This is a genomic window from Paenibacillus sp. AK002, from assembly GCF_053903045.1.
Window position 1 is genome coordinate 1,441,041 of record NZ_CP096377.1, and the last position, 15,409, is coordinate 1,456,449.

14 protein-coding genes are annotated in these 15,409 nt (G+C 50.7%); 13 read left to right on the forward strand and 1 reads right to left on the reverse strand.

What is annotated here, in order from left to right:
- Nucleotides 1–165: 165 nt before the first annotated feature.
- The 8 genes from M1D70_RS06130 to M1D70_RS06165 all read left to right on the forward strand — a co-directional run bounded on the left by M1D70_RS06130 (nucleotide 166) and on the right by M1D70_RS06165 (nucleotide 7,781).
- A complete protein-coding gene (locus M1D70_RS06130; protein WP_009589756.1) occupies nucleotides 166–621 on the forward strand; it encodes an acyl-CoA thioesterase in 456 nt (151 codons plus the stop codon).
- Nucleotides 622–673: 52 nt separating this feature from the next.
- Nucleotides 674–1,672: a Gfo/Idh/MocA family protein gene (locus M1D70_RS06135; protein ID WP_009589709.1), complete on the forward strand. Its 999-nt coding sequence runs from the start codon at nucleotides 674–676 to the stop codon at nucleotides 1,670–1,672.
- Nucleotides 1,673–1,800: 128 nt separating this feature from the next.
- The gene (locus M1D70_RS06140) at nucleotides 1,801–2,877 is read left to right on the forward strand and encodes a fatty acid desaturase (protein ID WP_456289431.1); all 1,077 of its coding nucleotides are present in this window, start codon (nucleotides 1,801–1,803) and stop codon (nucleotides 2,875–2,877) included.
- Nucleotides 2,878–2,964: 87 nt separating this feature from the next.
- Entirely contained in the window at nucleotides 2,965–4,098 is a 1,134-nt protein-coding gene (locus M1D70_RS06145; protein ID WP_009589723.1) for a sensor histidine kinase, read from the forward strand.
- A complete protein-coding gene (locus M1D70_RS06150) occupies nucleotides 4,095–4,697 on the forward strand; it encodes a response regulator transcription factor (protein WP_009589720.1) in 603 nt (200 codons plus the stop codon). The genes M1D70_RS06145 and M1D70_RS06150 overlap by 4 nt, the downstream gene beginning before the upstream one ends.
- 367 nt (nucleotides 4,698–5,064) lie before the next feature.
- On the forward strand, nucleotides 5,065–6,285 hold the full coding sequence (locus M1D70_RS06155) for a cation:proton antiporter (protein WP_009589754.1): 1,221 nt from the start codon (nucleotides 5,065–5,067) through the stop codon (nucleotides 6,283–6,285).
- Nucleotides 6,286–6,367: 82 nt separating this feature from the next.
- A complete protein-coding gene (locus tag M1D70_RS06160) occupies nucleotides 6,368–6,856 on the forward strand; it encodes a cation:proton antiporter regulatory subunit (protein ID WP_009589718.1) in 489 nt (162 codons plus the stop codon).
- A gap of 175 nt (nucleotides 6,857–7,031) precedes the next feature.
- On the forward strand, nucleotides 7,032–7,781 hold the full coding sequence (locus M1D70_RS06165; protein WP_456289432.1) for an SDR family NAD(P)-dependent oxidoreductase: 750 nt from the start codon (nucleotides 7,032–7,034) through the stop codon (nucleotides 7,779–7,781).
- Between the two features lie 107 nt (nucleotides 7,782–7,888).
- Here the strand turns inward: M1D70_RS06165 and M1D70_RS06170 are convergent, their stop codons facing one another.
- A complete protein-coding gene (locus tag M1D70_RS06170) occupies nucleotides 7,889–8,635 on the reverse strand; it encodes a class I SAM-dependent methyltransferase (protein ID WP_456289433.1) in 747 nt (248 codons plus the stop codon).
- Between the two features lie 477 nt (nucleotides 8,636–9,112).
- Here M1D70_RS06170 and M1D70_RS06175 point away from each other — a divergent pair, with 477 nt between their 5' ends.
- The 5 genes from M1D70_RS06175 to M1D70_RS06195 all read left to right on the forward strand — a co-directional run bounded on the left by M1D70_RS06175 (nucleotide 9,113) and on the right by M1D70_RS06195 (nucleotide 15,382).
- Complete coding sequence (locus tag M1D70_RS06175) at nucleotides 9,113–10,297, forward strand: acyltransferase (protein ID WP_456289434.1); 1,185 nt, start codon at nucleotides 9,113–9,115, stop codon at nucleotides 10,295–10,297.
- Nucleotides 10,298–10,453: 156 nt separating this feature from the next.
- Entirely contained in the window at nucleotides 10,454–11,146 is a 693-nt protein-coding gene (locus M1D70_RS06180) for a response regulator transcription factor (RefSeq protein ID WP_009589728.1), read from the forward strand.
- 30 nt (nucleotides 11,147–11,176) lie between these two features.
- Nucleotides 11,177–12,385 carry an ATP-binding protein gene (locus tag M1D70_RS06185; protein ID WP_441295357.1) on the forward strand — a complete coding sequence of 403 codons (1,209 nt, stop codon included), beginning with the start codon at nucleotides 11,177–11,179 and terminating at the stop codon, nucleotides 12,383–12,385.
- 232 nt (nucleotides 12,386–12,617) lie between these two features.
- Entirely contained in the window at nucleotides 12,618–12,938 is a 321-nt protein-coding gene (locus tag M1D70_RS06190) for a hypothetical protein (RefSeq protein WP_456289435.1), read from the forward strand.
- Nucleotides 12,939–13,123: 185 nt separating this feature from the next.
- The gene (locus M1D70_RS06195; RefSeq protein WP_456289436.1) at nucleotides 13,124–15,382 is read left to right on the forward strand and encodes an outer membrane protein assembly factor BamB family protein; all 2,259 of its coding nucleotides are present in this window, start codon (nucleotides 13,124–13,126) and stop codon (nucleotides 15,380–15,382) included.
- Nucleotides 15,383–15,409: the final 27 nt, after the last annotated feature.

The following is a 15,409-nucleotide window of genomic DNA, read 5'->3' on the forward strand; positions in this document are numbered from 1 at the left end:
CTATGGGAGGGAAATGAATTCAGAGCCATATTCTAAGCCAATCCAGGAGAATATCCATCATTTGGTTATTTAGTTGACGGACGCAGCGGGTATTCATTATCCTGTAGAAGACTGGTTTAGCATTGTACATACATTTCCCTCTTATAAAGAGAAAGGGGACTCATCATGAAAAAAACAACCTTCATACAACCGGATCCCAAGTCCTGGCTGGACACGTTTCACTTTGACATTCCGATAAAGATTAGGTACTGCGAAACGGATATGCTGGGTCATGTCAATAACGTCAGTTATTTCATGTATTTTGAGCAGGGACGCATTGAATATTTCGAGAATCTGGGATTGACCGACGAGCTGTTCGGCGATCAAAAGGTGTCGGTTGTTGCGGATCTCGAATGCCAGTATTTGGCGCAAATGTACCTGAAGGACCCGCTTAGGCTTCATGTGCGGGTGGCTGAGATCGGACGATCTTCCATGGACATTCAATATGCGATCGTAGTGGACGGCGCCTTGAAGGCAGCCGGTCGCGGAACCATCGTGCTCATCGAGACCGCTTCAGGCAAGAGTACGCCGATTCCGGATTCGGCACGCGAACGAATTTCGGCTTTTGAAGGATGGATGTAAGCCAACGACAAAGATCAAACAGGAATAAAAAGAAGAAGGGAAGGGATAAGGGATGAACATCCGTTTTGCCATTATCGGCACAAACTGGATCACCGAGAGGTTTCTCCAGTCGGCACTGGAGACGGAAGAATTTATTCTGGCTGCCGTATACTCCCGTACGGAAGAGAAGGGCAGGGCTTTTGCGGCCAAGTACGCGGATCCCAAGGTCTACACGGATCTTGAGGCGATGGTGCAGGATGACGAAATTGATGCGGTATACATTGCGAGTCCGAACTCCTATCACGTGGACCAGGCGATATTATGCATGAACCACGGGAAGCACGTCCTCTGCGAGAAGCCGATGGCTTCCAACGCGGTCGAAGTGGCCGCCATGATCGAAGCCGCGAAGAACAATGGCGTTCTGTTGATGGAGGCATTGAAGTCGACGCTGATGCCGAACTTCAAGACCGTCCGGGACAACCTGTACAAGCTGGGCCCGATACGGCGTTATTTTGCGAGCTATTGCCAATATTCCTCCCGTTATGACGCGTTCAAGCAGGGGACGGTGCTGAATGCGTTCAACCCTGAATATTCCAACGGTTCTTTGATGGATTTGGGGATCTATTGCCTGTACCCGATGGTGACCCTGTTCGGAAAACCGGACACGGTGAAGGCTTCCGGCTACATGCTGTCTTCCGGGGTTGACGGCGAAGGCAGTCTTCTGTTGTCCTATCCCGAGATGGATGCGGTCATCATGCATTCCAAAATCAGCGATTCCTCCGCTCCAACCGAAATTCAGGGCGAGAACGGCACGATGATCATCGACAAAATCAATCAGCCGTACGATGTGAAGATCCGCTACAGAGACGGCACCGTCGAGAACGTGACCCAGCTGCAAACGCATGAATCGATGTATTACGAGGCCCGGGAATTTATCGATTTGATCCGGTGCGGCGAACGGGAAAGTTCAATCAACACCCATGCCAACTCGCTCATCACGGCCGAAATTATGCAGGAAGCCAGAAGCCAGATCGGACTGCGGTTCCCGGCGGATTCCCGCACCGATATATGATATTTGTCATACTCCCGAAATGACGTTTATGACTACGACGCGCATGACATCCTATATATACTTAATTTAGACAAGTGCGTGATAACTTGATAACGTCCTTGCGCTTCATTTCGAGGAGGAAGACAACTATGGCTAAGCCCGATAACAAATTGTCCAGCTTGAAAAAGAACGTTGCCCCTTATGAAGAAATTGACACGAAGGCGAGTATAGGTCAGCTTTTCAATACACTGGTTCCCTTGATACTGCTATGGTATGCAGCCTATTTAAGCTTATCCGTATCGTACTGGCTAACCATTCCCATAGCCGTGATTGCTTCGGGGTTTGTTGTCCGGACGTTTATCATATTCCATGACTGCTGTCACGGATCTTTCTTCAAGAGCCGCAAGGCTAACAAAATTCTCGGCACGATTACGGGCGTGCTTACGCTGTGCCCTTACGAGCAATGGAAGAACACTCACGCGATTCATCACGCGACGAGCAGCAATCTCGATAAGCGGGGAATCGGCGATATGTGGGTATTAACCGTTGAAGAATATGGGGCAGCTTCCTTTTGGCAGCGTCTGTACTACCGCGTCTACCGCAACCCGATCGTGATGTTCGGTTTGGGTCCCATCGCCATATTTCTGATCTCCTATCGTTTCAACCGCAAAGGCGCGAGACGCAAGGAGAAGATCAGTAACTATACAACGAATATTTTGATTGTCGCTTTGTATGCATTGCTGTGCTGGGCGATCGGATGGCAGGCATTTCTGCTCGTTCAAGCTCCGATCTTCATGGTTTCCGGGATGCTTGGCATTTGGTTGTTCTACGTGCAGCATCAATTCGAGGAAACGTATTATGAGCATGATGAAGAGTGGAGTTATATCAATGCAGCCGTAGAAGGCAGCTCTTATTACAAACTTCCGAAGGTTCTGCAATGGATCACGGGCAACATTGGCTTCCATCATGTCCACCATTTGAGCCCGAAGGTGCCTAACTATAACTTGGAGAAGGCGCATGAAGCCGCTCCCCCGCTGCAGAAGGCAACCACGATTACGCTGAAGACCAGTTTGAAGTCCATTCGTTTCCGTCTGTGGGACGAAGAGAAAAAGGTGTTTGTCACCTTTAAGGAAGCGCGTAAGTCGCTTCTTAAACCGCATGAATCCGCATTGACGAAGGCGGAGAAGAACCTGTCTAGCCCAAGACCCAGAGTGCAGGGCGAATAGGCCGCTGAGTCATGCTGCAATAATGGAGCACGGATTCGCTAAGGCTAGTAAATGAATGAAGCTTGAACCGACAGAAGGTGGGACTCCATGCAGAAATGGTATCAGATCTTTCATAAAAGCACGGGACTGAGCCCTTACGTATGGGTTGTCTTCTACATCCTTCCGTTCTATTTCATCTTTCGCTCGACCTCGACCTATCAGATCGTGATCGGCGTTCTGATGATCGTCATGTTCTTCGCTTTCTATGTGTTGTCATTTCTGTCCAAAGGCTGGCTCGTCTATTTCTGGACGAGTCTGCAAATTTTAATATCGGTTACGATGTCCGTGGTATTCGGATATATCTATTTCTCGCTGTTCCTCGCCTTCTTCATCGGGAACATCAAGAATAAGGCCGGGTTTATCACGCTGTACTCCATCCACTTGGTTACGACCATCATTACGGTCAATTATGGATTGTTAACGCGGAATCCGTTCTTTATCACGCAGCTGCCGTTCGTGCTTGTGAGCGTGGTAGGCGTTATTCTGCTCCCTGTGACAAACTATAACCGAAATAAGAACGATCAGCTGCAGGGCCAGCTGGAGGATGCCAACAAACGGATTTCGGAATTGGTGAAGCTGGAGGAACGCCAGCGCATTGCGAGGGATTTGCATGATACGCTGGGACAAAAGCTGTCTCTTATTGGCCTCAAAAGCGATTTGGCCGGCAAACTGATGAAACAGGATATGGAGAGGGCCCAAGCCGAGATCAACGATGTCCGTCAGACAGCCCGAACCGCACTGAAGGAAGTGCGGGAGATGGTGACGCGGATGCGGGGGACCCGGCTTGCGGATGAAATCTTCCGTATTCGGCAAATCTTGAAGGCGGCTCAGATTGAGTTGACCTTTGAGGGGACGGTGGAGCCGGAGAATCTGTCGTTAATGAACGAAAACGTGATCAGCATGTGCCTGAAAGAGGCAGTGAATAACATCGTGAAGCATAGCAATGCCACGACCTGCTCCATTGTGATCGAATCCACGGAAACGGATCTGATTGCCAGGGTGAAGGACAATGGAACCGGGTTCGTCACGGACGCGAAAAACCGCGGCAACGGGCTGCGGGGAATGAGAGAACGGCTAGAATTCGTGAACGGAAGCATGGAGTTTACTTCAGGCGAGGGGACTACGCTTGTCCTTCGAGTCCCTAATGTGCTCAGAATGCCGGATAAGGAGGCGGGAATATGATCCGAATCGTCATTGCCGAAGATCAGCGGCTGCTGCTTGGAGCCCTGGCCTCACTGCTGGATCTGGAAGAGGATATGCAGGTGGTCGGGACGGCGGGCAACGGCAAGGATGCCGTACAGCTTGTCAAACTTCATAAGCCGGATATCTGCATCATGGATATTGAGATGCCGATCATGAACGGTCTTGAAGCCGCCGAGGAGATCAAGGGTTATGGCTGCAAGGTGATGATCTTGACGACCTTTGCCCGGCCCGGGTATTTCGAGCGTGCCGTGAAAGCGGGGGCCAACGCTTACCTGCTGAAGGACAGCCCAAGCGAGGAGCTGGCCGCGTCCATTCGCAGCATTATGGCAGGCAGGCGCATATACGCCTCCGAGCTGGTGGATGAAGCGTATTCCGGTGAAGAGAATCCGCTGACGGAGCGGGAAAAGGAAGTGCTGGGCCTCATCGCGGACGGCAAGAATACGAAGGAAATTGCCAATCAGCTGTTTATAACCACGGGAACCGTGCGTAATTACATTTCCGTTATTCTCGATAAGCTTGGCGTCAGCAACCGGATCGAAGCGATCACGCGTTTTAAGGAAAAAGGCTGGTTTAAATAATAGTGCAAAGAAGAAGCAAAACCCCGCAGTTGCAGCCGCGGGGCTTTTTTTCGTGCGCATAAGAAAAACGAAAACCAGGGAGAGATTGAATAAGCTGCTTAAAATAATGGATTTTTTTACCTGGTATTGTATGCAGTAATGTGTATATTTATTCATTAAATGAAGCTTGAATGCGATTGTGGATAGATTTTATATTTTTTGGAAACAATGAAATCGCTAATAAAAATAAGCCTGTTTTTAAATGACGCCATTTCCTGCATAAAAGGCAATCAAGCAAATATATTGCAGTTCCTTTGTAAATGTATGCATTTTTATGTATAATAGTAATGATTGCCAGAAGTCAAATTTGAGGAGGAGGAGGTCTTCTATGGACCATATGATGTTTGAGGTTGGAACTGCTCTGATTCTGGTTGCTATAGCCTCCGTAATTGCTGGAAAGCTCAAGTTCTCGATCATACCGTTCTTGATTGTGCTTGGGATGCTTGTCGGTCCGCATGCACCAACGATAGGGATTCTTGACTTTAAGTTCATCGAGAGCCAGGGGATCATCGATTTTCTGGGACAGATCGGTATTCTATTCCTGCTCTTTTACCTTGGTCTTGAATTTTCGGTTCAAAAATTGATCAAGTCCGGACGAAACATTGTGGTAGGCGGAACCGTATATGTAGTATTAAACTTCGTGCTGGGTGTGGCTTACGGTTTCGTGATCAACATGCCTCTGTACGAGACGCTGATCATTGCAGGGATGCTGTCGGTTTCCTCCAGCGCCATCGTCGCTAAGGTGCTTGTGGATCTGCGGCGCACGGGGAATGCGGAGACGGAACTCATACTCGGCATGATTTTGTTCGATGATATTTTCCTTGCCGTGTTCTTATCGATTATGTCGGGACTGCTGTTAGGCGGGGCAACATCGATAGGAGCAACGATCCTCTCGGTTTGCATTTCCATAGGTTACATGCTGTTGTTCTTTGTTATTGCGAGAAAAGGTCCGCCCATACTTAACAAATTGCTGAATATTACGTCCAGCGAGATTTTCATTATCGTAGTGTTCTCGTCCATGTTCTTTATTGCCGGGTTTTCGGAGACGCTGCACGTAGCTGAAGCGATCGGCGCGCTGCTGTTCGGACTGGCTTTATCGGAGACGGATCATAGCGAACGGATCGAGCAGCTGGTCATACCTTTCCGTGATTTCTTTGGAGCGATCTTCTTCTTCAGCTTCGGTCTCGGCATCGATCCGACCACGCTGGGGAATGCGTTATGGCTGGCTCTTGGCGCTGTGGTACTGACCATAATCGGCAACCTAGTCGCAGGCATGATAGCGGGACGCAAGGCCGGACTATCGCATAAATCGTCGCTTAACATCGGATTGACTATTATGGCGCGCGGGGAGTTTACGATTATCGTTGCGAATCTGGGACTCGCCGGCGGACTGTCCGCTATGCTGAAACCATTCTCGGCCCTCTATGTTCTGATTCTCGCGATTCTTGGGCCACTCCTGGCGAAAGAGTCGAAGCGCGTGTACCGTGGAATGAATAAAATATTCAAATGGAGCGATCCAGTGGAGAAAGTGAAAAAAAGGAATGCATAGGGAAGCCCGGGATGATTTACTTTCTTCCAACTAATCTATATAATCTAGAGATTGAATTAACCCCAGAACGGAGGATTTACACATGAGTATTATTCGCGAATCTGATCTGCCGGGTATCGGGAAGAAGTTCCTTATTCAGGCGAGATCAGGGGATAAGCTGGTTGTTGTTATTCATGACGATGGCCGCAGAGAACTGTACCACTTTGAAGATGACGATCCTGAGGAGACCATCTCCCAGATTACCTTAGAGGATGACGAGGCAAGACAAATCGCAGGCATTATCGGCGGCATGACGTATAAACCGAAAGCGCTGGAGACCATCGAAGTGACGCTCGAAGATTTGATTATCGAATGGGCGCGAATCGAGCCGCATTACAAATGCGTGGGACAATCTATTGCAGGGCTTCAGGTTCGTCAACGTACTGGCGCTAATGTATTAGCGATTGTGAACAAGAAAGAGCAGAAAATCAATCCCGGTCCGGACGACATCCTGACAGCGGGATCGACGCTGGTGCTTGCGGGCGAACGCAAGCAGATCAAGCAGCTGAAAGAACTGCTGGTTAACGGCTAATGACGAATAGCTTCACGGGTCTTTAGTTGACCCTGTCGAACACGTAAGCGGCAAGCTCCTCCATGGTTGAGGGGCTTGCTTTTTTTGCATGGATCCTTTAAATTTGAAATTTTCCGCGAAATGATCTATCTTTGATAGTGAGGCTATCATTTTCGAGAAGGAAGGCGTATACAGCATGAAATTGAAAGACAAAGTAGCTATAATTACGGGCGGTGCCGGCGGAATCGGCAGCGGCATGGCTCTGGCCATGGCCAAGGAAGGCGCCAAGGTCGTCATCGTGGACGTGAATGAGGATAAGGGTCGCGAAACGGAGAAAGCGCTGAGGGCATATAGCGAATCGATGTTTATTAACGGCGATATTACGAATAAAGCCTCGATTAAAGGTATCGTGGATGACGTTGTGAGCACCTATGGAAGACTGGATATTCTCGTCAACAACGCGCATGTGTCCAAGCAGGTACCCATTGTGGAAACAACCGATGAAGTGTTGGCATTGTCGTTCAATACCGGATTCTATCCGACGTTTTTTTTCATGCAGGAATGTTATCCTCATCTGAAAGCAGCCAAGGGCAAGGTGATCAACTTTGCATCCGGTGCGGGACTGTCCGGCATGGTGAACCAGGCCTCCTATGCCGCAGCGAAAGAAGCGATCCGGGGACTGTCACGCGTGGCTGCCAACGAGTGGGGAGCGGACGGCATCAATGTCAATCTGATCAGTCCGATCGCGCTGACGCCTGGCGTAGAGCAGTGGAAGCAGGCCTTTCCGGAAGCGTATCAAGAAATGGTCGATAAGATTCCGCTCAAAAAAATGGGCGATCCCGAGCAGGATATCGGTCGCGTGGCCGTGTTCTTGGCCAGCTCCGATTCCGATTACATGACCGGCCAAACGCTGATGGTGGACGGCGGTTCCATCATGCTGAGATAATATACGACGCCGATTTCTAAAAAAAGCGCCAAGGGCTGTGCCCCTTGTGCGCTTTTTCTGTTTAAGAGCCCGTAAGCTACGGGTTATGGATAACCATGGACGACCGGCTATTTCCGTGCCACGATCATAAACCGTGCGGAATTCGTCTGGATTCCGAGATCTGTGCGATGCTCTTCGATGAATTGCTGCAGGATGCGGAAATCCGATTCCTCCTGTCCGAATCCGGGAATGATGGGCGTGTGCTTGAGCAGGAAGATAAGATCCTCTTCACGCTCATAGTACTCGACGGCATCGTATTCGGCGCATTGGATATCGCGAAACCCTGCTAGCTGAAGTTCCCTCTTGTATTCCTCCATTAAAGCGCCGTCTTCCCGGGAGGATTGTCCTCTGCCGAAGGCTTGGGCAAGATTAGCTTTATCGCATTCGCGAACCTGCTGCGTTAGAAACACGCCATCATCGGTTAATACCCTGGCAACCTCCGAAGCACGGAAAGGGGAGTGCCGGCATGAAATCAAATCGAAAAACGCCTCCGGGAATTGAAGCATCCCTGCATCCATCTGGACAAAGCGTACGTTGGAAGCCGCAGCTTTCCGTTTGTTATTCCGGGCAGTCTCTATCATCGCATGGGAAAGATCGATTCCAACCAGCAATGCCGCCTTCGAGGCGATGGACAACAAGTTCTCTCCGCCTCCCGTGCCGATATCCAGCAGAACGCCCGATGATGTGCACCGCTTGCTAACCTCATCGTAAAAATTCCACTCCACGCCTTCCGAGATACATCTGACCTTGCCGAAATCCCAGCCGTTTAAGGCTCCTACGATATCATAAAATGACTTGTATTCCTGTGATTTCATATATATTGTTCACCTTTTCAATTGAGATAAAATGGGATGCTGAAAACAGATCGTCTCTTATTCGTTCACTCAGTTGCTGTGATTCCGGCTAGGCCCGGTCCAGTATGATAGACCGGGCCTAGCTACTTCGAACGGCAAGGATCCTAATCAGCATCCCATTCACCCCAATTCTGAAAGATTATTTTTAAGAGATAAGAAAGTATAAGCTTCAGAGGCTTACCATCCTTATCTCGCAAGAAAAACTTCCGCTATACGCGGTCTGTCTTCTGAGAAAGTACGTCGATAGATGATTTTCTTATTGTAAGACCAAGGATTCTTCGGGATCAAGGAGAATTTTATTAGGAGCATGCACCAGAATCTTAAGCAATTATTAAGAATTTGGAAGTAAGGCGTTAAGAAATGTCTACTATACTGATTGAATTCGTTTCAGTTAGGAACGAGAGAAAAATTCGGACTTTGAAATGAGAGGGAACTGCCATGAACAAAATGAATTCTTTGCCAAGGGAGCGTCTTCCCGAGCTGCAATTGGTCCGCGCATTCGCCATTATCGGCGTGCTGTCCGTTCACTCGACCTCGTATGCCGTATCGGCCATGACGGACTCCAAATACTTTATCATCTACAATTTTATGAACATCTTCATGAAATACGGAACGCCGACGTTTATATTCCTAAGCAGCCTGGTACTCTTCTACAATTATTATGACCGTCCTACGACCAAGAAGCTGATCGGCGGATTCTACAAGAAAAGATTGCTGTACATCATCATCCCGTATACACTCTTTTCCGTGTTTTACTTCGGGCTGCTGCACTATCTGCATTATCAAGGCAGGCCGTTTGGCGAGACGATGGAGAGTTTTATTCAAAAGCTGTTGACGGGCAAAGCGTATACGCATCTGTACTTCGTGTTTATCAGCATTCAGTTTTATGTGCTGTTTCCGCTGGTGCTGTGGTTGTTCAAGAAGATGCCGCAGCTTGCAAAATGGGCGATACCGATTGGACTGGTGATCCAGTGGACGTTTATACTGATGAATAAGTATTATTGGCAGGTGCCGAATAAGGGAAGCTGGGCCTTGTCCTATATCGCTTACTTCATGCTGGGCGCTTTTATCGGCATCTATTATCCGAAACTGAAGGCCTGGCTTGTGATTAGTCGTGCCAACGCACAGCCTTACCGGATCGCGGCTTGGACGATGCTGTGGATCGCATGGGCAGCAGCCGGTCTCGGCCATGTGTACATTTATTACAACAACCGTCTTCACGGAACCGGATATAACTCAACGCTGTATGAGCTGCTGTGGAATATGCATACTTACTTTGGGGCGCTTGTCCTGCTCCAGTTCGCCATTCTGTTCTACCGGGCCGGGGTACGCGGATGGACGCCCGCGCTGGAGAGACTGGGGGCCGTATCCTTCGGGATTTATCTCATTCATCCGTTCTTTCTGCTCGTCTACCGTCAATTCCCGCTAACCACGGGGAACTCGATCCTGACCCATCTGTGGTATGCAGGCGGTTTTGCGGCAGCCTTAGGCTGTTCATGGATCGTCGTGGAATTGACGGTTCGATATATACCGGGCTCATGGGTGATTTTCGGTAATATTCCGAAGGCGAAGAGATCGGGTAAACCAACCGATACGCCGGCTGTGCCGCTTTCCGGTTCCTAGCCTGTTTCGCTGCAAAAATAGGACGATACCCGACGAGGGCATGGCCATGGCGAGAGGAAACCAAAACAGCAGCATCGCCCGGCCAGATAAGATCCATGGAGCAAGAGAACGTAAAAGGCGTTATGCTGACTGCCGCTTTATGATCAAGGAGGAGCCATGTCTGGAGTTACGATATTGATGGTTGACGATGAAACCGAAATTTTGAAATTGATGGAGATTTACGTCAGGAATGAGGGCTATACGCTGCTCACCGCATCTCATGGCCTGGAAGCGCTGGAGATTCTAAAAACGCATAAAGTGGATTTGATCATTCTCGATGTCATGATGCCGCAGATGGATGGCATCCAGGCATGCATGAAGATCCGGGAGGAGAACAACACGCCCATTATCATGCTGTCCGCCAAGAGCCAGGAGATTGACAAGATCGCCGGACTCAGCATCGGCGCGGATGATTACGTGACCAAACCGTTCAGTCCGCTGGAGCTGGTCGCAAGGATCAAGTCGCAGCTCCGCCGGTACAAACAGCTGAACAATCAATCGGTACGGGACGAGAACGAAATCCAGATCGATGAGCTGATCCTCAATGTCGCGTCCCACCGGGTAACGGTGGCCGGCAGGGAGATTAAGCTGACGCCGCGCGAATTCTCCCTGCTGCATACGCTGGCCATCAACCGCGGACTCGTGCTGAGCATGGACAAGATTTATACCGAGGTATGGAACGAGCCGTTCATGGAATCGAAGAATACGGTCATGGTCCATATTCGCAAGCTGCGCGAGAAGATCGAGAAGGATCCGCAGCAGCCGGAATACATTAAGACGGTATGGGGGATCGGTTACAAAATAGAGTAAACTTAACCAGAGGTGACGGACTTGAAAGGAATGAAGCTTCATAGCATCCGCCTGAAGATGCTGCTTATGCTGCTGGCCAGCATCGGCATCGCGGCCGCCCTGCTTATCATACTTTATGCGTTAAGCACGCTGGTCCTCTCCATTCCGGCCATCAACCCGCCGCTTGCCTGGATCGTCAATAACCTCGGCTCGAAGCCGGTTATGTTGGTCACGGGTATCATTCTTTTTTTGGCAAGCTATTATATGAGCACGAGGTGGTTTGCCCTGGATCTGCGGAAGGTAGAGACCGGTCTTCAGGACATCACGGCCGGACGATTCGATTCCAGAATCGAGCTCGACACCCGGGACGAAGTAGGCGCCGTCGCTGCCGGCATTAACCGCATGACCGAGCAGCTGAACGTTTACCTGGAGGAGATTACGCATGGCCTCCGCGAGATTGCCAAGGGGAATTTCGATACCGAGATTCCTGTTCGCTCAGGCAGCCAGCTGGGCGAGGTCGCCGAGAGCATCAACCAGATGAGCAGGCAGCTTCACCAATCCATTCTGGAAGAGCGCCATGCGGAGAAAACCAAGAATGATCTGATCACGGGGGTATCCCATGATCTGCGGACGCCGCTGACATCGATACTGGGGTTTCTGGAGGTTATCGAGGAAGACCGGTACCAGGATGAAGTAGAGCTGCGGTATTACGTGAATATCGCTTATGAGAAAGCGCAAAATCTGAAGAAGCTGATCGATGACCTGTTCGAATACACGAGGATCAATAACGGACTTCCGCTGGATATCCGGGAGATCGATATGGCTCAGTTCATGAGACAGCTGATCGAGGAATTCGTTCCGTCCTTGGAGAAAGCCGGGATGGAATGCAAGCTTGCGGCGGAGGAAGGCCTCGTTATTCGGGCAGACGGCGCCCAGCTTGTCCGGGCTTACGAGAATCTGATATCCAATGCGATCCGGTACGGAGAGTCCGGGCACAGAATCGACATCGCCGTCCGCAGCGTTGGCGGTCAGGTGAGCATCAGCTTCACCAACTACGGCGATCCGATTCCGGAGCGGGATTTGCCTTTCATCTTCGATCGCTTTTACCGCGTGGAGGCTTCCCGTTCGAAGCAGACCGGGGGTACCGGTCTGGGACTGGCGATCACGAAGAGCATCGTGGAGGTCCAGGGCGGCGAAATCCGGGTTCGGAGCGACCGGCAGCGGACGACCTTTGAAACCCGATTTCCCAAAGTCGTATAGCTTGCCGCACGGTGGTCGTTCTGCATTGCGAAGCAATAGAGGCAGCCCAAGCGAACGCTCCCTTCAAGGGAGCGTTTTTTATATGATCCTAAGAAGGGTTCCCCGCTCGCTGCTGCAAGGTCCATATGGAATTATTCAGTTTTATTTAAGCATTCGTTAAGAACTTGCCCCGCTGATTGATAAGATCTGTTCCTTATACTTTCCTTCAGAACGTACATAAGGAGGAAGTCGGATGGAATCCTTGGATTACTCGAAACGGAACGCCAGGCTCGTGGTGGCATGGCAGATTATGATTGTGATGGTTGGTGTCATTTTATTATCGGGCTGCGCAGAGTTCAGTGCATTCCGTGCTAATATGCAGATTGAGGAGCGATCCATCAGCGGGGCGGCATCAGGAAGCGATCGAGACTCGTCCATTGCCCCTGCATCCTTTATCGGGCAAGTATGGGAGGAGCTATCGGACGGCGTGTCCAATCGCGCCAGAATCATGACAGGGGGGCAAACGCAGAGCCGCAGCGTACCTGATTCAGCCTGGCGAATGAATATCCGCTGATGCTGAAGAGAGCGAGCCTGCTTCGGATCAGCCGCGGAACTATCATAACGGGAATAGCCCGTTCATACACGCGTTAGAAAGAGCTCCTCTTCTGAAAGGGAGCTTTTTTTGTTTTGATTTTGGAACCTATTGTCTTATAATAGCGTTTACAATATATATGCTTGTATGGGAGAGGATGGTTTCTTGTGAGTACACGCGTTTCGATCCGTAAGCGACTATTCATCAGAATAACGGCAGCCGCCTGCATTTCACTCATCGGACTTCCGGCTCAGCAGACGCAGGAGGGCGCTCGTTCCGTATTCGCCGATGCTGCCGGAGCCGGGAGCTTTATATCCGGTCAACGCGTCACGCTTCAGCAGAGGGCTGCTTTTTTCCCTAATGCGCTTGGCAAGAACAGCCATCTGAGGAATCTCAAGGCCAGCTATTACGGGGCCAAGGGAGAATCGCTCCGGCTTCACTCCGTGAAGGGGGAAATGGCATTCATCAAGTCCGATTCCCGTGGGGACCTGTGGCTCCCGACATGGTATGTTTCCAAGGAAGCTGCCAAAGTGAACGATATTTCCCCGCTCTCGCTTCAACTGCGCAGCAGCGGCAGCATATACCTGGCTCCCGGAAGCGCGGTGAAATGGCCGGTATCCCAGACGGGAACGTCCCTCATCGCCGTAGCCCAGTGGAAGGACTGGTACGGCGTTATGGTCGCTCCCTCCAAGTGGAAGGAAGATTACCGGATCTACCGCCCGGCGATGATGTGGGTACAAGGAAAGGACACGACAGCCAAGAAGGCGATGCCTGGAGCGCTTCTTGGTGGCAATTCGGAAGTAGCGACGGATGTGGTGCGCAACTTGACGGAGTTTCTTTTTAAGAAAGGGACCCCTTCTTCGTACGTGAAAAAGCTGCTCGGCGAACCGCAGGCGAGGGAGACATCGCGGAATCAGGAATCGAGCTCCAATAAACCGATGATTCTCGGCGAGACCTGGAGATATGAGCAGCGGGATGCCCATTATACGGTGACGTTCTCCCCATCCGGAAAGCTGAGTTCCAGCGAATGGATAATCCCTTCGGCGGGATCCTTCGAGCGGAGTTACAATCCTGGCGATGATTACGAGTTTACCTATCGTCTGGACGTCCTGCCGCTGCGGAAGACCATAACAGCCGAGCCCGATTGGCGAAATCAGGGCAATCTGAACTTCACCTTCCTGCTTGAGGCCAATGAGGATGTCCTGCTCGTCAAGGGAGATGACGGCGGCTTCAGCGGGATGCATGATAACTCTTCCCTGTATGCGATTGACCGGGGCACCGGCAAGAAGCTGTGGCAGGAAGATGCGGGATTCGGCTGGTATACGGCCATTACCGATCGGGAGCGGAAGCATGTCACGATGTACTCGGCATATAACCCGGAGGTTAAGGATTACGTGGCTCGCGTGCGGCATATCCGGTTGTCGGATGGCAACGTGTTATGGGAGGTTAAGCCCAAGAACGAATTCGGCTTGACGATGACGGCTGCGGCCGATGCGATCATACTGGATGAAGCTTTGAACATGAACGAAACCAAAAGCGTGCTGCGCGTCCTGGATCAGGATACCGGTAAGCTGCGTTGGAAAAAGACCTTGTCCGGCGAACACCGCTTGCTGAATGCAGGAACGGGCGATCCGTACGTGCTCATCGAGCAGAACGGACAGCTTACCGCTTATGATCCGGTCACCGGCAAAGCGGCATGGAATGTGAAGGTCGGCAAGAGGGTGATGGACGATCCGTCCCGAGATCCGTATTTTACCGGAGGTTATCGTTACGATCCGACTGCGCCAGCGGATATGACAACACGATGGATGCTGCTCGGCAAGGAATGGGTTCTGTTCAATACGGAAACCGGCGAGCGCGAAGACACATATCCGGCACTTGAGATGGAAAGGTTCGAGGTGCTGAGTGAGCGGTATCTGCTGGTGCAGCGTGCGCTTGGCGGGGAGTATTTCAGCGGGGCCGCCGCTTACGAAAGCGTATTGTATGACCGCCTTGAAGATAAGGAACGGTGGACAATTAAAGGGAAGGCCACCCGTGGCATCATCGAGGGAGCGCGAGTCTATCTTGCTTTGAACGGCATTCCGGCTTCCGTTGATATAGAGAGCGGCAGCATCCTATGGAAGATGGAGACCACTTCCAAAGCGGGTGACGATCTGTCCCATCTGGTTGGCAGCAGCTACGGAATTCTGGATTCGTACCTGCTGATAAGTTTGGGAAGCGATCTTGTGGTGTTGAACAAGGAAGACGGCAGAAGCTTGGGCAGATTGCATAACGTGATCACCGGCAACGTCGATTTGCGAGAGGTATATGCCAAAAACGGAGCGCTGAACGTAACGGATCAGGAAGTGCTCGTCGGCACGGTCAACGGAGCTTTTATTCGTTATGATGCCCGAGCGTTAAAAGAACGCTTGGATGAGCTGTTATAGCTTTTATGGGTAGAAAACGAAGACCTT